General features: G+C 71.6%; 15 protein-coding genes and 2 pseudogenes. 5 read left to right on the forward strand and 12 right to left on the reverse strand.

Features of this window, described 5'->3' with window-relative positions; genetic code table 11:
• Positions 1-144 precede the first annotated feature (144 nt).
• Both ACH4UM_RS32055 and ACH4UM_RS32060 read left to right on the forward strand, forming a co-directional pair.
• Positions 145-714: a TetR/AcrR family transcriptional regulator gene (locus ACH4UM_RS32055; protein ID WP_398186989.1), complete on the forward strand. Its 570-nt coding sequence runs from the start codon at positions 145-147 to the stop codon at positions 712-714.
• A 53-nt stretch (positions 715-767) separates the two neighbouring features.
• Entirely contained in the window at positions 768-1955 is a 1188-nt protein-coding gene (locus tag ACH4UM_RS32060; protein ID WP_398187292.1) for a GDSL-type esterase/lipase family protein, read from the forward strand.
• A gap of 199 nt (positions 1956-2154) precedes the next feature.
• Here the strand turns inward: ACH4UM_RS32060 and ACH4UM_RS32065 are convergent, their stop codons facing one another.
• The 8 genes and pseudogenes from ACH4UM_RS32065 to ACH4UM_RS32100 all read right to left on the reverse strand — a co-directional run.
• Positions 2155-3648 (reverse strand): DHA2 family efflux MFS transporter permease subunit, encoded by a 1494-nt coding sequence (locus ACH4UM_RS32065; RefSeq protein ID WP_398186990.1) that lies wholly within the window; start codon positions 3646-3648, stop codon positions 2155-2157.
• A gap of 114 nt (positions 3649-3762) precedes the next feature.
• Positions 3763-4332, reverse strand: a complete 570-nt coding sequence (locus tag ACH4UM_RS32070) for a TetR/AcrR family transcriptional regulator (protein WP_398186993.1) — start codon at positions 4330-4332, stop codon at positions 3763-3765.
• A gap of 31 nt (positions 4333-4363) precedes the next feature.
• Positions 4364-4576, reverse strand: coding sequence for a hypothetical protein (locus tag ACH4UM_RS32075; RefSeq protein ID WP_398186995.1), 213 nt, complete (start codon positions 4574-4576; stop codon positions 4364-4366).
• Positions 4577-4838: 262 nt separating this feature from the next.
• Positions 4839-5240, reverse strand: a complete 402-nt coding sequence (locus ACH4UM_RS32080; RefSeq protein ID WP_398186998.1) for a hypothetical protein — start codon at positions 5238-5240, stop codon at positions 4839-4841.
• Positions 5241-5524: 284 nt separating this feature from the next.
• Positions 5525-5761 (reverse strand): response regulator transcription factor, encoded by a 237-nt coding sequence (locus ACH4UM_RS32085; RefSeq protein WP_398187001.1) that lies wholly within the window; start codon positions 5759-5761, stop codon positions 5525-5527.
• Positions 5762-5950: 189 nt separating this feature from the next.
• Positions 5951-6319: a cytochrome C oxidase subunit I gene (locus tag ACH4UM_RS32090; protein ID WP_398187004.1), complete on the reverse strand. Its 369-nt coding sequence runs from the start codon at positions 6317-6319 to the stop codon at positions 5951-5953.
• Positions 6316-7995, reverse strand: a complete 1680-nt coding sequence (gene ctaD / locus ACH4UM_RS32095; RefSeq protein ID WP_398187007.1) for a cytochrome c oxidase subunit I — start codon at positions 7993-7995, stop codon at positions 6316-6318. Before ctaD ends, ACH4UM_RS32090 begins: the two co-directional genes overlap by 4 nt.
• A 149-nt stretch (positions 7996-8144) precedes the next feature.
• Positions 8145-8887, reverse strand: a pseudogene (locus ACH4UM_RS32100) (LysR family transcriptional regulator); the annotation flags it as partial.
• A 58-nt stretch (positions 8888-8945) separates the two neighbouring features.
• On the opposite strand from ACH4UM_RS32100, the pseudogene ACH4UM_RS32105 reads away from it, so the two are divergent.
• A pseudogene (locus ACH4UM_RS32105) lies at positions 8946-9398 on the forward strand (aldehyde dehydrogenase family protein); the annotation flags it as partial.
• 100 nt (positions 9399-9498) lie between these two features.
• Here ACH4UM_RS32105 and ACH4UM_RS32110 read toward each other — a convergent pair.
• From ACH4UM_RS32110 to ACH4UM_RS32120, 3 genes are all read right to left on the reverse strand, one after another.
• Positions 9499-12240: a SpoIIE family protein phosphatase gene (locus ACH4UM_RS32110; RefSeq protein WP_398187010.1), complete on the reverse strand. Its 2742-nt coding sequence runs from the start codon at positions 12238-12240 to the stop codon at positions 9499-9501.
• A gap of 1013 nt (positions 12241-13253) precedes the next feature.
• The gene (locus tag ACH4UM_RS32115) at positions 13254-14552 is read right to left on the reverse strand and encodes an FAD-dependent oxidoreductase (protein WP_398187013.1); all 1299 of its coding nucleotides are present in this window, start codon (positions 14550-14552) and stop codon (positions 13254-13256) included.
• Between the two features lie 358 nt (positions 14553-14910).
• Entirely contained in the window at positions 14911-15132 is a 222-nt protein-coding gene (locus ACH4UM_RS32120) for a hypothetical protein (protein WP_398187016.1), read from the reverse strand.
• A gap of 155 nt (positions 15133-15287) precedes the next feature.
• Between ACH4UM_RS32120 and ACH4UM_RS32125 the strand changes: the two genes are divergently transcribed.
• Positions 15288-16019: a L,D-transpeptidase family protein gene (locus ACH4UM_RS32125; RefSeq protein WP_398187017.1), complete on the forward strand. Its 732-nt coding sequence runs from the start codon at positions 15288-15290 to the stop codon at positions 16017-16019.
• Positions 16020-16075: 56 nt separating this feature from the next.
• On the opposite strand, the gene ACH4UM_RS32130 is transcribed toward ACH4UM_RS32125, so the two are convergent.
• Entirely contained in the window at positions 16076-16561 is a 486-nt protein-coding gene (locus ACH4UM_RS32130; protein ID WP_398187020.1) for an ATP-binding protein, read from the reverse strand.
• A gap of 250 nt (positions 16562-16811) precedes the next feature.
• Between ACH4UM_RS32130 and ACH4UM_RS32135 the strand changes: the two genes are divergently transcribed.
• The gene (locus ACH4UM_RS32135; RefSeq protein WP_398187023.1) at positions 16812-17216 is read left to right on the forward strand and encodes an ATP-binding protein; all 405 of its coding nucleotides are present in this window, start codon (positions 16812-16814) and stop codon (positions 17214-17216) included.
• Positions 17217-17441: the final 225 nt, after the last annotated feature.

Below are 17441 nucleotides of genomic sequence, written 5' to 3' on the forward strand. Positions count from 1 at the left end.
CGGCACACCCCCGTCCTGCCGCCGACCGCTCCCGTGCGCTGCATGCACGCCGGTGCCGCACGTCGCCAGATTGAAGCAGGTTTGTATTTGCCTAAAAGCTTTAGGCAAATACATAATCGATTTGGCCGAACGGGAGGAAGAGTGATGGCGCGCGCAGGGCTGACCCCGGAACGCCTGACCCGGGCGGGAGCGGAACTGGCCGACGAGGTCGGCTTCGACCAGGTGACCGTCTCGGCGCTCGCCCGACGGTTCGACGTCAAGGTCGCGAGCCTGTACTCGCACCTGAAGAACTCCCAGGACCTCAGGACCCGGATCGCCCTGCTCGCCCTGGAGGAACTGGCCGACCGGGCCGGCGACGCCCTGGCCGGCCGGGCCGGCAAGGACGCCCTGGCCGCGTTCGCCAACGTCTACCGCGACTACGCCCGCGAGCATCCCGGCCGCTACGCCGCGGCCCAGCTCCGGCTCGACCCGCAGACCGCGGCGGCGAGCGCGGGCGTGCGGCACGCCCAGATGACCCGGGCGATCCTGCGCGGCTACGACCTGGCGGAGCCGGACCAGACGCACGCGGTCCGGCTGCTGGGCAGCGTCTTCCACGGCTACGTCAGCCTGGAGATGGGAGGCGGGTTCAGCCACAGCGCACCCGACACGCAGCAAACCTGGTCGCGGATCCTGGACGCTCTCGACGCCCTGCTGCGGAACTGGCCAGCGCCGTGACACACACCTCCCGCCGCGAACGATCCGCACCCATCGAGCGACACGCCGAGACGATCCACACCGTCCCGTACGACTGGATCACCACTCCCCTCACCCCGGACCTTCTGCGCGGCGCCCTCGAAGTGGAGCGCACCGCGCACGGGGTGCTGCCACACCGGCTGCCCGCCCGGGCCCGCGCCCAGTGCGCCGACCCGCAACTGGCCGTGGCGGAGGCCCAGCCCTCCGGCGTACGGCTGGTCTTCCGGACCCGGGCCACCGCCGTCGAACTGGACACGCTGCCCACCAAGCGGGTCTACGCCGGCGCCCCGCCCCGCCCGGACGGCCTGTACGACCTGCTGGTCGACGGCCGCCCGGCCGGCCAGGCCCGCGTGAGCGGCGGCAACACCCTGACCGTCGACATGACCACCGGGGCCGTCGAGCACGAGACCGGTCCGGTCGGCACCCTCCGATTCACCGGCCTGCCCGACCGGGCCAAGGACGTCGAGATCTGGCTGCCGCACAACGAGACCACCGAACTCGTCGCCCTGCGCACCGACGCCCCCGTCGAGCCCGCACCGGCCGCGGGCCGCAGGGTGTGGCTGCACCACGGCAGTTCGATCAGTCACGGCTCCGACGCCGCGAGCCCCACGGCCACCTGGCCGGCGCTGGCCGCCTCCCTCGGCGGGGTGGAACTGGTCAACCTGGGACTGGGCGGCGGCGCCCTGCTCGACCCGTTCACCGCCCGCGTACTGCGGGACACCCCCGCCGACCTGATCAGCGTCAAGATCGGCATCAACCTGGTCAACACCGACCTGATGCGGCTGCGCGCCTTCACCCCCGCCGTCCACGGCTTCCTCGACACCGTTCGCGAGGGCCGTCCCTCCGCACCGCTGCTGGTCGTCTCGCCGATCCTGTGCCCGATCCACGAGGACACGCCGGGTCCCAGCGTCCCGGACCTCAGCGCCACGGACGCCGGACAGCTGCGGTTCCGGGCCGCGGGCGATCCGGCGGAGCGCGCGAGCGGCAAACTGACCCTGACCGTCATCCGGGACGAGCTGGCCCGGATCGTGGCCCAGCGGGCGGCCGAGGACCCGAACCTGCACCACCTCGACGGACGCGACCTCTACGGCACGGCCGACTTCGCCGAGCTGCCCCTGCCCGACGCGCTCCACCCCGACGCCGCCGCCCACCGCCGTATCGGCGAACGCTTCGCCGAGCTGGCCTTCACCGCTGGTGGCCCGTTCGCGCAGCGCGACGCCTGACGCCGGCCCCCGCCACGCCCTGGCCGCAGACGCAGCTCGCACGGCCGAAGCACCACGGGCGGCGAAGGCCGTCGACGCGAGCGGGCGGGCGGGAGACCGACGCGACCGGGTCGCCGATGTCGACGAGGCCCGCCTCCCTCCCGGACGTGCGGAGTGAGGCGGGCCGGCCGTTCATGGATCGGGGGGCGCTCCGGCTTCGTCAACCAACCTGCTGGGCAGGGCGCTTCGCGGAAGTCGCGCGCTGCGGTGCCGCCGCGGAGCCATCCGCCACACCCACGGTTCGCAGCGCTCGGCGCCGGCCCGGGATCAGCAGGGCGACGCCCCCGGCGAGGGCGACCGCCGCGGACCCGACGACCAGGGCAGGCCGCAGCCCGTCGACGAAGCTCTGGGCGGTCTCGTAGCTGCCACGGGACGTGAAGATGGACGACATGATCGCGATGCCGAGCGCACCGCCCACCTCCCGCAGCGCGTTGTTGGCGCCGGAGGCGACGCCCTGCTCCCGGGCGCCGACACTCGACATGACCAGGTTGGAGGCGGGTGCGAAGAACAGGGCCATCCCGACGCCGCTCACGATCAGACCGGGCAGCTGGGTGGCGTAGGAGACGTCGGGGGACACCACGAGAGCCATGTAGCCCAGCCCGGCGGCCTGCAGGAACAGCCCGGCGGCGACGACGGGCCGGCCCCCGATCCGGTCGGAGAGGATCCCGGCGACCGGGGCCACGAGCATCGGCATCCCGGTCCACGGGAGCATCCTGAGGCCCGCCTCGGTGGGCGAGTAGCCGAGCACGCCCTGCATGTACTGGCTGAGCAGGAAGATCGAGCCGAACATCCCGAGGAACATCAGCAGGCTGGCCGCGTTGATGCCGGAGAAGGCGCGGGAGCGGAACAGCCGCATGGGCAGCATGGGGTTCTCGGCTCGCATGCCGTGCAGGACGAAGGCCGCCACCAGGGCGCTGCCCGCGAACAGACCGAGCAGGACCGGGGAGTCGGTCCAGCCGTCGGCAGGTCCGCGGACCAGGCCGTAGACGATCCCGAACAGGCCGCCGCTGGCGAGCAGCGTGCCGGTGACGTCGAGCGGGGCGCCGGTGCCGTACGACTCGGCGAGACGCAGCCGGGCGAGCGGCAGCAGGGCAAGCCCGAGCGGGACGTTCAGCCAGAAGATCCAGTGCCAGGACACGTGCTCGGTGAGGCTGCCGCCGATGAGCGGTCCGGAGGCAACGGCGAGCCCGTTGACGGCGCCCCAGATGCCGTACGCCAGTCCGCGCCGGTGGGCGGGCACGGCGGCGGTCAGCAGCGTGAGCGTCAGCGGCATCATGACGGCGGCCCCGACACCCTGGACCGCACGGGCGGCGATCAGGGAGTCGATGCCGGGCGCCATGGCCGCGGCGGCCGACGCTCCGGTGAACACGGTGAGCCCGGCCAGGAACAGCCGGCGGCGGCCGAACCGGTCGCCGAGGGCCGCGCCGAACATGAGCAGCACGGCGAAGGTGAGCGTGTAGGCGCTCACGGTCCACTCCAGGTCGTCCAGCGCACCGCCCAGGTCACGGCGGATGGAGGGCAGGGCGGTGGTGACGACGAGGTTGTCGAGGGCCGCCATGAATCCGGCGACGCTGGTGATGACAAGGGCCCAGACCACTCCTCCGCGATGTGCGGTCGGAGTGTCGGCGCCGGTCGGTGCGTGATGCGGTGACATCGCTCCCCCAGAGGACGAATGGTTTCCGTCAATGCTTATTAGTTATTGCTGACTAACTTTCGCGGCCATGAAAAAGACGCGCCACCGCCTCTTTCGCATGCCCGCGCCGTGCCGCTACTTCTCCAGCCGCCCCGTGAGCCGGGCCGACGGGTACAGCCCCTCCCAGACCCGGTGTCCGGGCGGAAACCCCATGGACACCAGGCAGTTGATGAGCATGCCGTACGCCATGAAGGTCGTCGTCTCGTTGAGATCCGCGCCGAGCGGCAGGTGCACGGTGTCCCACAGCCGCATCCAGCCGGCCCGGACCGCCTCGCCGAACTCGCGGTCGCCCTCGGCCTCCGCGGCGGCCACGGCGACGTACATCTGCATCTGCATCGTGAGCAGTTCGGGCCGCTCGGCGATGACCCTGGTGTAGGCGTTCGCCATGGCATGCAGGGCCGCTTCGCCCTCCAGGCCCTCGGAGGCCTCCCGGAACGTCCGGACGGTGTCCTCCATGCACCGGTCGGCCGCCGCCAGAAAGATCGCCTTCTTGCCGGGGAAGAGCCGGAAGAGATACGGCTGCGAGACGCCGACCCGCCGGGCGATCGCCTCGGTGGACGTGCCGTGGTAACCGCCCCGCGCGAACTCGCTCGTCGCGGCGCGGACGACGCTCTCGCGCCTCTCCTCTGCGCTCATCCTGACCATGAGAGTAAGTTAGTACTCAATCACTAACTTGTCAACGGCGGCTGCAGACCTCGAATCCGTCGAGGCCGAGCAGGTTCCGGCCGGAGCGCCGCCCCACCGTCATGCGGACCCGCCCCACCGTCATGCGGACCCGGCGGGCCGTCATTCGGACCCGGCGGGCCGTCATTCGGACCCGGCGGGCCGTCACCGGCGACGCCGGCTGAATGTTCACCACGCCACCGATGCCGGCCATGGTGCGGGTCACGCCGGTCCAGGAGCGGTGGTCCCTGGACCTCTCGACGGTGAACGACAGCGGGTAACCCGGCCGCCCCGGCTCCCTCCCGGCGGTGGGGCCATCGACCCGGCCGCCAGGGGACGAGGGTGTGAACGACGGAACGCCCGCGTCCGCCGCCAACGTCAGCCGGATACAGGCGACCCGGCATTCGGCCCCGAGGTAGACCGAGACGCACTCACGGCCTGCAGCCGGACCCGGCGGAAGCGACAGACCTGACGGACCCGACTGGCTCCTAGGCGTCAGCCTCCTGTGCGGCCGGCTTCCCGGCGTGGCAGTTCCCGACGAGACCGGCCACCGCCAGAGCGGCCCAGCCCGAGGCCATGACTGCCGTCGCCAGACGGCGGGGGCGGCTGGGCAGTGCGGTGCCGAGGAGATACGCATCGCCCAGGTCGGATGCGATGCGTACGGCGGTGGCCGTGACCAGGGCCGGGCCCCGCGGGGCGAGGAGCATGGCCAGGCCGCTCGCGGCGTCGCGCCAGGCCAGCGGCCGCAGCGCGAGAGCGGTGTGCGGCTCGGTGCGCCGGTCCGCATCCACCAGACCCGTGGGGCGGGCCAGCAGGCTCGGCCGGTACGCGGTCGCAAGGCCGTAGGCCGCCGTCGCCGCCCCGAGCGTTCGCAGGAGTCCTGTCCGCACCGTACGCACCTCCGTGAGTCGCTGGGCACCCGTGCCCCGGTTCCGTACGGTGCCTACCCGCCACCTGTCGGACGCTACGCCCGCCCGGCGGCGACTTGGGCCGCGCGGCGTAACGCGAGCCCGCCGGCGCACGGCCCGCTCCCCCGGCCTCCAATCGCGACGGCACCCTTCCCGCGGTTCACCCGCTCCCGCCTGCCTGCTGCCACCCGGCTCCGGCCGGCGGCCGGAGCCGCCCGCGGACGCCCGGTGGCGGTGAGGCCCTCGGCGCGCAACGACGCCGGGGGTCACATGCCGAGGGAGATGGCCAGCCGGGTCAGCTCCGCCGTGCTGTTGATGTTGAGCTTGGCCCGGATGCGGCGCAGGTACTCGTCGACCGTGTGCCTGGACAGACCCATGTGGCGGGCCGTCTGCAGATAGGTGCGCCCGGCGGCGATGTGGCGCAGCGTCTCCCGCTCTCGTGGGGCGAGCGCGGGGGCGGGCGCGGGGGCTTCGGTGGCCTGCGTGGCGAGGGTGAGGCTCATGGGACTTTCCTCCAGCGGATCGTTCCGGTCGGCGCTGCTCACACCCTCGTAAGCAGTAGGACAAAAGACCCGAATAGTTCGATTTGTCCGTTATCAATAAGCCTGACCCCGCCACTTCACAGCCGTGTCCGCCGAATGTCACAGACCTGTCTCAGGCAGTGGGTCGGGGCAGGGCCTCTCGGGGCACCTTCAGGACCGCTCGAGGATCACGGCGAGGACGGCGGCCGTGGCCAGGACGGCCAGGGCGGTGAGCACGAGAGCCAGGCACCGCGCGCGCAGCTGGTGGTACCGCTCCTCGTACTCGCCGCGCAGCTCCCGGCACCGGTCGGCGACCCGCTGCAGATCGGCCCGGGCGCGCAGGAGGCACTCACGGACGTAGTGCTGTTCGATCTCCTCCCGCTGCGCGGTGGTCAGCCACTGCAGGGGCTCGGTGAAGGCCCGGGCCCGCTCCTCGGCCTCGGCGACGCGGGCCTGCCAGAGCAGATAGCCCTCCACCTGGTTGACCACGTGGGCGGATTCGACCGGCTTGCGGTGCCGGTGCCCCGCTGCGTCCGTCATCCCGGCAGGCCGAGGTTTTCCCGCTTGTCCGTGACCGAGACCTCCGGATGGTGCAGGTCGAACGCCGGGGACTCGCTGCGGATCACCGGCAGGGTGACGAAGTTGTGCCGCGGCGGCGGGCAGGAGGTCGCCCACTCCAGTGAACGGCCGTAGCCCCAGGGGTCGTCGGTCTCGACCTTCTCGCCGTACTTGGCGGTCTTCCAGAGGTTGTAGAGGAAGGGCAGCATCGACAGGCCCAGGAGGAAGGAGCCGATCGTGGAGACCATGTTGAGTGTGGTGAAGCCGTCGGCCGCGAGGTAGTCGGCGTACCGGCGGGGCATGCCCTCGGCACCCAACCAGTGCTGCACCAGGAACGTGGTGTGGAAGCCGACGAACAGCGTCCAGAAGGTGATCTTGCCCAGGCGCTCGTCGAGCATCTTGCCGGTCCACTTGGGCCACCAGAAGTGGAAGCCGGAGAACATCGCGAAGACGACGGTGCCGAAGACGACGTAGTGGAAGTGGGCCACCACGAAGTAGCTGTCGGAGACGTGGAAGTCCATCGGCGGCGAGGCCAGGATGACGCCCGTCAGACCGCCGAAGAGGAAGGTGACGAGGAAGCCCGCCACCCACAGCATCGGGGTCTCGAACGACAGCGAGCCCTTCCACATGGTGCCGATCCAGTTGAAGAACTTCACCCCGGTCGGCACCGCGATCAGGAAGGTCATGAAGGAGAAGAACGGCAGCAGGACCCCGCCGGTGACGAACATGTGGTGGGCCCACACCGTCGCGGAGAGCCCCGCGATCGAGATGGTCGCGCCGATCAGGCCCATGTAGCCGAAGATCGGCTTGCGGGAGAAGACCGGGATGACCTCCGTGACGATGCCGAAGAACGGCAGCGCGATGATGTACACCTCGGGATGCCCGAAGAACCAGAACAGGTGCTGCCACAGCAGCGCCCCGCCGTTGGCCGCGTCGAAGACCTGGGCGCCCCACTTGCGGTCCACCTCCAGCGCGAACAGCGCGGCGGCCAGCACCGGGAACACCATGATCACCAGAACACTGGTGAGCAGCACGTTCCAGGTGAAGATCGGCATGCGGAACATGGTCATGCCCGGGCAGCGCATGCAGATGATCGTGGTGATGAAGTTGACCGAGCCGAGGATGGTGCCGAACCCGGAGAAGGCCAGACCCATGATCCACAGGTCGCCGCCCAGGCCCGGGGAGTGCACGGCGCTCGTCAGCGGGGAGTAGGCGAACCAGCCGAAGTCGGCAGCCCCTTGAGGAGTCAGGAAGCCGGAGACCGCGATCAGCGAGCCGAACAGATAGAGCCAGTACGCCAGCATGTTCAGCCGCGGGAAGGCCACGTCCGGGGCGCCGATCTGCAGCGGCATGATCCAGTTCGTGAAGCCGGCGAACAGCGGGGTGGCGAACATCAGCAGCATGATCGTGCCGTGCATCGTGAACGCCTGGTTGAACTGCTCGTTCGACACGATCTGCAGACCGGGACGGGCCAGCTCCGCGCGCATCAGCAGCGCCATGACGCCGCCGACCAGGAAGAACACGAACGACGTGATCAGGTACAGCGAACCGATGGTCTTGTGATCGGTCGTCGTCGCCCATTTCACCACCACGGCGCCGGGCCGCAGGGGACGACGGGGACCGACGGTTTCCCGCGTGATGTGCTGAACGTCTGTCATGCGGCCCGTCACACGCTTTCTCTCAAGAGATGGGTCGTGAGGTCCACGCGGTGTCCCGCAGGGCCCGGCACCATCCTTGCGTCTTCCGCACCCGAAGCGGCGGCTGCGCTAGCCAGGACGGAGCAACACCCGGCCCAATGCACCCGGTCGGCGTAGGGCGGCAGTTGGGCGGCGCTCACCCGCTCGCCCAGCATCTCGGCCATGAACTGGACCAGCCACCGCCGGGAAGGGCTGCGCGAGGACTCGTGCCGGGCGTGGAGGGCCACCTCGACGGGCTCGGTCCCGAACGGCAGCCGGACCAGGCGCACCCGGCGGGAGGCGGTGCAGACCTCGCCGACGTACTCGGGGACGATCACGGGGGTGGTCGGCGGCGACCATGCCGACGCAGCGCTCGTGGAACAACGGGATGCGTACGGTCCGGTGTGAGGCTGGCGCCGGGGTGGCCACGAACGCGTCCAGACCGCCGCGGTGCAGCTGGTGTTCGGCTCGTCCACGTCGAGCGGCCGGGCGGTGGACGACACCCGCGGCGCGCGCTCGCGTGCCGCCGCCGGGAGGCGGGGCAGCAACGCCGCCTCGCCGAGCTCGGACAGGGCCGGCGTGAAACGGCCCGGCAAGGTCCCGTGGTCTCGAAGGCGTCGGCCTGCCGGATGGTGCCGTCGATCTCCGCCGGGACACGCTGCAGCGGTTCGTACCGCCGGCGGGCGCCGGCGGTCGGCGTCAGCCCGCGTCCGGTGCGCCGGAACAGCCCGCCGTCGAAGTGCCGGCGGGGCTCGGCCAGGCTGTAGCTCACGGTGGACCGTGCGACGTGGAGCGTGTCGGCGGTGGCCGTCACGCTGCCGGTCTCGTACGGCAGCACGAAGACGCGGGCCAGGTTGAGGTCGAAGCTCCTCATGTCGAGGAAGCCTGTATCGGGGCGGCGGATCCACTTAGCGGATCACTTATTGGTGCCGATGTCGGCACGGTGCCCAGCGGGTCGTGCGCCACTTCGAGGGAGTACATCGCCGTCCCGCGCCAAGGCCGAGGCCCTCCCGGTCGGTGATCCGGCCCGTGAGGACGTGGCGCTCGGCCCCATCATCGACCGGCGTCAGCTGGAGCGGGTGCACGGCATCGTCACCGACAGCGTCGCGGCGGGCGCCACCGTCGCCGGCGGCGGCGAGATCGACGACGCCGGCTACCGCGCCACCGTGCTGAGCGGCCCGACCACCGACATGCCGGCCCGGCGCGAGGAGATCTCCGGTCCCGTCGCGCCCGTCATCGGCTTCCCCACGCCGCAGGAGGCCGTTCGGATCGTCAACGACTGCGAGTACGGGCTGTCCGTCGGCATCCTCGGCGACGTCGGTACGGTGATGAAGCCGCCGGCCGGATCGACTCCGGCAAGGTCCACATCAACGAGCAGACCGTCGCCGACGAGCCCAGAGCGTCCTTCGGGCGTCAAGGCCTCCGGCACCGGATCCCGCTTGGGGTGCCGCGCTGTCCGGCCACCGGCATCGCCTTCGACAGGGCCTAGAGGTCCGCGTCCATATCCGCGCCCGCGAGTGCCAGCGCCAGCGCCGGGTCGCAGTCCTCGGCGGTCCCCGACAGGGCCAGTTCGGCCCAGATCACCTTGCCCTGGGGGGTGTACCGGGTGCCCCAGCGTTCGGTCATCTGCGCCACGAGGAACAGGCCCCGGCCGCCTTCCTCGGTCGTGGCGGCATAGCGCAGGTGCGGGGAGGTGCTGCTGCCGTCGGCCACCTCGCAGATCAGTGTGCGGTCGCGGATCAGCCGCACGTGGATCGGCGCGGAGCCGTAGCGGATGGCGTTGGTGACGAGCTCGCTCAGGACAAGCTCCATGCTGAAGGCCAGCTCGGGCAGGCCCCACTCCTCGAGCTTCTCGCAGGCGGCCTGGCGCATCCCGGCGACGGCGGCCGGGTCGGGCGGCACGTCCCAGTCGGCGATCCGGTCGGGCGGCAGGACCCGGGTCCGCGCGATGAGCAGGGCGACGTCGTCCTTGGGGCGCGGCGGCAGGAGCGTGTCCAGGACGGCCTGACAGCTCTCCTCCGGCGGCCGGTCGGGATGGCCCGCGAGGGCCTGACGCAGCAGCTCCATGCCCTCGTCCAGGTCACGCGTGCGGTCCTCGATGAGGCCGTCGGTGTACAGGACGAGCTGGGTGCCCTCCGCCAGGTCCAGTTCGGCCGTCTGGAACGGCATGCCTCCGAGGCCGAGCGGCGGTCCGGACGGCAGATCGGGGAAGGTGACGCTGCCGTCCGGGCTGACCAGCGCGGGCGCGAGGTGCCCCGCGCGAGCCATGGCGCAGCGGTGCGTCACGGGGTCGTAGACCGCGTACAGACAGGTGGCACCGACGATGGCCGCGGCGACCTCCGGGCACGCCTCGTCCTGGTCGATGCGGCCGACCAGGTCGTCGAGGTGGCTGAGCAGTTCGTCGGGCGGCAGGTCGAGGGTGGAGAAGTTGTGCACCGCGGTGCGCAGCCGCCCCATGGTGGCGGCTGCGTGCAGCCCGTGTCCGACCACGTCGCCGACGACCATCGCGACCCGGCCTCCCGGCAGCGGGATCACGTCGAACCAGTCTCCGCTCACGCCCGACTGGGCGGGGAGATAGCGGTGGCCGACGTCGAGGGCGCTCTGCTCCGGCAGCGCCCGCGGCAGCAGGCTGCGCTGGAGGGTGACCGCCAGGGCGTGCTCGCGGGCGTAGCGCCGGGCGTTGTCGATGCTGACCGCGGCCCGCGCCACCAGCTCCTCCGCCAGCGACAGCTCCTCCTCGTCGAAGGGGCCGTGTTCCTTGGAGCGCCAGAAATTGGCCACGCCGAGCACGACGCCGCGGGCCTGGATGGGCGCCGAGATGAGGGAGTGGATGCCGTAGTCCACGATCCGCGCGGCGCGCTCCGGGTCCTGTGCGCGCCAGCCCATCTCGGTCGACAGGTCGGTCACCACCTCGGAGTGGCCGGTGCCGTAACCGCGCGCCTGCGGGGTGGAGGGCAGGAAGTCGATCAGCCGGTCCTTCTCGTAGAGCGGATGGTCGTCACGCACGCCGTGCACGGTGACGCGGCGCACACCCGTGGCCGTGGCGGCGGGCTCCTCTCCGTGCAGTACGGCGTCGGCGAGGTCCACGGTGACGAATTCGGCGAAGCGGGGGACCGCGACCTGGGCGAGTTCGTCGGCCGTGCGGACCACGTCGAGGGTGGTGCCGATTCCCAGTCCGGCGTCGTAGAGGAGTTTCAGCCGCTCCCCGGCGACCTCTGCCCTGCCGGACACGGCCTGCAGTTCGGTGCAGTCGCGCAAGGTCACGACCGTCCCCTTGGGGCCTCCGTCACGGTCCGTGGGACGCTGGTTGACGGCGAGGAGCCGGGGGCCGGCGAGGTGGACCTCATCGGTGGCCTCACGGCCGGAGGTGAGCAGCGCGACCGTCTCGGCTTCCAGGGCAGGCAGCTGTGCCACGTGCCGGCCCTCGGCGTCCGGGGGAAGGTCCAGCAGCCGTCTGGCCTCGTCGTTGACCAGCAGCAACCGTCCGTCGCCGCCGACGATGAGTACGCCCTCGCGCACGGAGTGCAGCACCGCGTCGTGGTGCTCGTACATGCGGGTCATCTCGTCGGGGCAGAGGCTGTGCGTCTGGCGGCGCAGGCGCCTGCCCGCCAGCACCGTCACGGTGGTGGACACGCAGAGCGCGGCGGCCCCGACGGTCAGGATGAGCGGGATCTGCCGGTCCACCTGGCTGGTCACGTTCTTGACCTTCAGCCCGGCGGAGACCAGGGCCACCACACGGCCGCCGGCGTTCTTGATGGGGACGGTCGCCTGCACCTCGTGGCCCAGCGGCCCGTGGACGCTCTCGGTGTAGACCCGGCCTGCCAGGGACGGCCCGATGGTGCCGACGAAGCGCTTTCCGATCCGGTTCGGCAGAGGGTGGGTGTAGCGGATGCCCTTGGTGTCCATGACGACGATGAAGTCGACCCCCGCGGACTTGCGCCCCGCCTCGGTCAGCGGCTGGAGCACTTTCGACGGCGCGGGGGCCTGGAGCGCGGTCAGGACGCCCGGGGAGTGCGCGAAGGTCTGGGCGACGGCTATGGACCGGCGCTTGGCCTCGGCGTCGGTGTCCCGCTCCGACTGCAGAAGGAGGGCGAAGACGGCGAAGGCCACAAGGAGCACGACCAGCGCCACCTGCAGAACGAACACCTGTCCGGCGACGCTCCGCAGGCTCTTTCCCAGCAGCGCCCGCGACGATATACGTCGAAGACGGGAGAAACGGTCTGCCATCCGGCCTTTCTAGCATTGCCAGGACCAAATCGTCACGACTCCTTCTAATGATCCTTCCCCGGGGGGGCCACTTCCGACAGCGCCGGGACGCCTCGAAAGCCCTGGCGACACAGCCCTGACAAGGTTGTCGCCGGGACCTGCCGACCGGATCTTCGCCGCTTCCGATCCCCGGAGCCCGGTGACCGACTCCCGGACCGCCGGACCGGTCCGGCAAGATCGCCGAGCGATCACCGAGCGATCGCCGAGAGGCTCGGCGCCGACCTCGCGGCATCGGCGACGAGAGACGCATGAGGTGGCACGTCGCCCTGCCGCAACCGTCCTGCCCGGCGGCCGGGCCACCACGGGAACCGCGCCGGTCCGGGCGGCACCCCCACCACCCCAGCCACCCCGGCCGCACCCGCCGCCGCGCCGTCCACCTCACAAGGGCTGCTGCGGGCGATGCAGCGGGACCCGGGGCTCACGCCGCGGCGGGCAAAGACACGGCCGGCGGCGGAACGCACCGCCACACGGCCGCCCGGACCCAGGGCCCGCAACGCGAACAACATCGTCGTGGAAGTCATCCGTGGCCGGCGCTCCGACAACGATGCCGTACGCTTCCTGACCCGTGCCCGCGCGGCCGGGCCCGCCACCGTGCACCCGGTCGCCTCGGCGGCGCGGGCCCTCGCGGCGGGCACGGTCGGCGGCGTCCCCTACTACCCCGGAAACGTCGGCTGCTCCATCGGCTTCTCGGCGCACGGCGGCTTCGCCACCGCCGGGCACTGCGGGCAGCCCGGCGCCGGTCCGAGCGGCCGGGACCGCTCCTGCGCCGGCACCTGCCAGGGGTCCTCGTTCCCCGACAACGACTACGCCTGGACCGGCGGCCCACCGCAGCACGCCCGGGACCGGCGGCCCACCGCAGCACGCCCGGGGCCCAGACACACCGCCGGGCCCCGGTCACTCCTTCTCCATCGCTCCTTCTTCTTCCTTCTTCCGCCTACTCCTTCTTCTTCCTTCTTCCGCGCCGCGGGCCACGGTCATGGGTGCGTGGCGGCTGCCGACGCCGCAGCGCCCCGGGCGATGCGGGTGGCGGCGTACTCCGTGCCGGCGACGAAGCGCATCATCGGGCCGAACATCGGGGCTGCGAGTGACCCGGTGAAGTACAGGCCGGGCACCGACGACTCGAACCTCCCCGTCAGGTGCGGCGCCTTCGAGCCGGGAACGTAGCTCAGCGCGCCGCGCACCCCCGGCGAGAGGAAGGGAACCGCGTCCAGGTCCAGTCGGTACCCGGTGGCGGCCAGCACATGATCCACGTCCAGGGACTCCACCGCGCCGCCCGGTCCGGCGACGTCAAGCCGGACGCCGGCTCCGGCCCCGGCCGCTTCCGCCCTGATCACCCGGCACGACGTGCGCACCGGTACGACGCCCTCGACCCGCTCCCGCAGCCACCACCCGCCCGACGGTCCCAGCGCGCGCCGGAAGAGCAGCAGCCGGGCCGCGGCGGGCAGGAGCCGGACACCGCCCGGGGCCCCGCAGACCGCGGCCAGGATCCAGCCGGTACCCAGCGGCGAGGCCGGCTTGGCGATCCGCTGCGACCAGGGCCGCACCAGGTCAGGAGTGGTACCCCACAGCACCCGCCGCTCCCGGACCAGCACCCGCACCTCGGCTCCGGCCTCGTGGAGCAGTGCGGCGCTCTCCAGCGCGGACTGGCCGCCGCCGATCACGGCGACGCGTCGGCCCGCGTAACGGGACAGGTCGGTGTGGTGGCTGGTGTGGGACACCAGCGCTCCGGTGCCCGGGCCCTCGGGCGCCAGTCGTCGCAGTGTTCCGGGAATGTGGGCCAGTCCGTTCAGGCCGGTGGCCACGACGACGGCCCCGGCGGTGAGTTCCTGCCCGTCGTCCAGCCGTACGGTGAAGGCGGAGCCGGGCGTCGCCGCCCGGTCGACGGCCAACACGCGGGCCGGTTCCACCTCACCGACGTAGCGCTTCTGGAACCACTGCCCGTAGCGGACGAACACGTCGCACGGGATCGGTGTCAGCTCGGTGAGCTCCGGCTCGCCGTGCTCCCGGAGGAAGTCCGCCAGCCGCCCGCCCGGCTCCGGCGCGGACAGGTCGGTGGCCGCCGGGGTGGACTTGAGGAACATCCCGGTCGCCATTGCGTGCCGCCAACTGCCCAGCACCTCCCCGAAAATGCGCACCGGCACTCCCGCGGCCCGCAGATGCGCGGCGACCGACAGCCCGTAGGGGCCCGCGCCGACCACCACGACCGGAAGCCCGGCGTGCCCGTTGAACGCCTCCCCGCGGGCAGGGTGTTGCCCCGGAAGCGACTGCGTCATGCATCCCCCCGCTGGTCCCCGCGCCGCCTTCCCCAAGATCGGCGCGACACTTCGGGATGGGTGCGTCGGCGCAGCGCCGCGCACTCGTCCCCCCTCCGCCGCTCAGTGTTACCCATCGCCCGCTGCCGGAATGCGATATGGGGCCATGTTGCCAAAACATGGTCGAATCGTTGACCGGCAACGGCCCCACCACGCTCCGCGGTCACAGCCGTCGCACGCCCATCCGCGCCCCGCGGCCGTCCACGTCCGGCGGTCATCCGCGCCGAGCACCCGAAGGCCTGCTCGTCGTGGGCGCCACGGTACTTCGACGCCCGGACGAGCAGGCCTTCTTGATGAGGTGACCTTTCCGCCGGGACCGCTAGCGGTCCGTGGCGGCCGAGGAGGTGACGACAGGTGGTGCGGTCATCAGCTTCCCGAACAAGGCCATGCAGGTGGAACAGTGACCAGCCCGCTGTGCGCTCGCCCCGTCGACGTGTCGGCCAAGCCTCTGGCCGCACAAGGTGGTGGCCGTGTGCTTGGCCATGACGTGCCACACCAGGGCGCCGCCGGGCTTTTCGACTCCTGCACACATCTCATACATGATCGGCTCCCTTGATGGACGCCTCTCTTACTCCAGGAGACACCGAATGGGCCTCAGCCACGCAGCCACGGACGACCATTCGGGTGACACGGCCGGCAAGGCTCCGCCGGGGGCCGGGGGCCGGACGGCGGGGACGCGATGGAATCATGGCGCCCATGCGAAAGAGCGGTGCGATACGGACGGCGGCCATGGTGGCGGCGTTTGGTGCGGTGGCGATGTCCCTGACGTCCTGCGGCGGTTCGGGTGACACGGGCGCCGCGGGGAACGGCCGGCGAACGGACGACGCACCGCCACAGTCCACGGTGTGGAAGCGGATACCGGGCATAGGCGACCGGCTGTGGCAGCGCGTGCCGGCCGGCTCCCGCCAGGTCGTCGCCGTCTACGGCGCCGGCCCGCACTCCCCCGACTCGACCGTCGAGCTCTTCACCAAGCACGGCTCCACGTGGGAGCGCACGCGTTCCTGGGCGGCGCACAACGGCAGGAAGGGCTGGACCACGGACCACCACGAGGGCGACCAGCGCAGCCCGGTGGGGGTGTTCACGCTGAGCGACGCGGGCGGGGTGCTGAACGACCCCGGGGCGAAGCTGCCGTACAGCAAGTCCGGCTCGTTCCAGGCGCCCCACTACTGGAACAAGGCCTACTGGCACGACTTCGACTACGTCATCGCGATCGACTACAACCGGGTCAGGGGCACCGCGCCCAACGACCCGACGCGACCCCTGGGGCAGTCCAGGGGCGGCAGCATCTGGCTGCACATGGACCACGGCAGCGGCACCTCGGCATGCGTGAGCATGTCCGAGCCGGCGATGCGGTACCTGCTGCGCACCCTCGATCCCCGGCAGCACCCGGTCGTGGTGATGGGGGACGCTGCGGAACTCAAGGCCTGACGGCAGCACGGCTGCACTTCCGCACCGCTGCACGGCTGCACGGCCGGTGTCGCCGGCTACGAAGGATGATTCGGGCGGTTCGCCGTGACGTCGCCGCCCGGGACGTCGAGCAGGGCGATGCGGGCGGTGATGCGCTTGCCCACCGGCTCCCGCCGCACCTCGAACGCCTGCACCACGGCCATCACGATCTCCAGACCGTGCTGGCCCACCCGGCCGGGATCGGCGGCCCGGGCCACCGGCAGCACCGGATCGCTGTCCCAGACCTCGATCTCCACCGCGTCGCCGACGACCCGCAGATCCATCAGGATGGGACCCGACGCGTACTTGCGGGCGTTGGTGACCAGCTCGCTGACCACCAGCTGGGTCAAGTCCATGGCCCGGTCGGAGACCGGCAGCCCGTACTCGGCCTGCACCCGGGTCAGAAAACCGGCCGCGAGATGACGGGCCTCGGCGATGCAGGTGCCGTCCCCGTCCAGGGCCGCCGCTGCCCGTATCACTTCGGCATCCGAGGCCCTTCCTGCACCTCCGAGGAGGACATCCATCGCAACCGCCTTCACCACCCTGTTCACGGCACGCACGTACCCCCGTTCCGGCCACGCATGCCCCCCGAATCCCTGTCGGCTGCGTCACACCGGTTCGGCCCTGCCGTCCGGCTGCGTCACACCGGCGACCGTGCCCTCCGCCTGCATGACAGGACACCGGCCGTGCCCCCCTCCTGCGTCGCCTCCCGCCCCGTGGGTAGACGTGACACCACCGGCACACCGCGCCGGACACGACAGGGAAGGGCTGACAGTGGACGAGACGTCGCTTCGAGCGGTGGGCTGGGCACGCTCGCTGCCGATGGACAGCGAAGTGAAGACGGCGCGCGACTGGGCACGCGCACATCTGGAGACCCTGGGCTGGACGACCAGCGCCCCGCAGACGGTGGACGCCGTGCTGCTGACCGTCTCCGAGTTGGTCACCAACGCCCACACCCACGCCCACAGCAGCGCCCAGCTGATCCTCACCTGGGACAACCGCTGCCTGCACATCGCCGTCCACGACTCCTCCAGCGAGGTGCCGGCGCCCCGGACACCGAGCACCGAACGCATCGGAGGCCGGGGCATGTTCCTCGTCGACGCGCTGGCCGACACCTGGGAGACGCGCCCCTGCCCGCACGGCAAGACCGTCATCGCCTGCTTCCGTCCCCCCGAGTGAGATCGGCCGGACGGTCCGGCCCGGAGAGCACTGCGCGCTGGGCGCGGGTGCCGGGCGCTGCTGGGTGCAACGGCGCGGGAAGGACGTAGGGCCACTGGTGGGTGCACTCCGTACGACGGAGGCCCCAGGAGGGCGTGAGGCGGCCGGCCGACAGCCGACGGCCGATTGTCGCCCTCTGTGGTCGGACAGGGGCTTTCCACTACCGCCAGTAACATGATCAACTCT

Source organism: Streptomyces sp. NPDC020801 (assembly GCF_044334385.1).
In the GTDB taxonomy this organism is placed as follows: domain Bacteria; phylum Actinomycetota; class Actinomycetes; order Streptomycetales; family Streptomycetaceae; genus Streptomyces.

What these genes read in the sequence shown, in the direction of transcription:
- ACH4UM_RS32065 (WP_398186990.1), bottom strand. Translation starts at nt 3,648, where the DNA reads ATGTCACCGCATCACGCACCGACCGGCGCCGACACTCCGACCGCACAT.
- ACH4UM_RS32120 (WP_398187016.1), bottom strand. Translation starts at nt 15,132, where the DNA reads ATGTATGAGATGTGTGCAGGAGTCGAAAAGCCCGGCGGCGCCCTGGTG.
- ACH4UM_RS32090 (WP_398187004.1), bottom strand. Translation starts at nt 6,319, where the DNA reads ATGACGGACGCAGCGGGGCACCGGCACCGCAAGCCGGTCGAATCCGCC.
- ACH4UM_RS32110 (WP_398187010.1), bottom strand. Translation starts at nt 12,240, where the DNA reads ATGGCAGACCGTTTCTCCCGTCTTCGACGTATATCGTCGCGGGCGCTG.
- ACH4UM_RS32125 (WP_398187017.1), top strand. Translation starts at nt 15,288, where the DNA reads ATGCGAAAGAGCGGTGCGATACGGACGGCGGCCATGGTGGCGGCGTTT.
- ctaD (WP_398187007.1), bottom strand. Translation starts at nt 7,995, where the DNA reads ATGACAGACGTTCAGCACATCACGCGGGAAACCGTCGGTCCCCGTCGT.
- ACH4UM_RS32070 (WP_398186993.1), bottom strand. Translation starts at nt 4,332, where the DNA reads ATGGTCAGGATGAGCGCAGAGGAGAGGCGCGAGAGCGTCGTCCGCGCC.
- ACH4UM_RS32115 (WP_398187013.1), bottom strand. Translation starts at nt 14,552, where the DNA reads ATGACGCAGTCGCTTCCGGGGCAACACCCTGCCCGCGGGGAGGCGTTC.
- ACH4UM_RS32055 (WP_398186989.1), top strand. Translation starts at nt 145, where the DNA reads ATGGCGCGCGCAGGGCTGACCCCGGAACGCCTGACCCGGGCGGGAGCG.
- ACH4UM_RS32130 (WP_398187020.1), bottom strand. Translation starts at nt 16,561, where the DNA reads ATGGATGTCCTCCTCGGAGGTGCAGGAAGGGCCTCGGATGCCGAAGTG.
- ACH4UM_RS32085 (WP_398187001.1), bottom strand. Translation starts at nt 5,761, where the DNA reads ATGAGCCTCACCCTCGCCACGCAGGCCACCGAAGCCCCCGCGCCCGCC.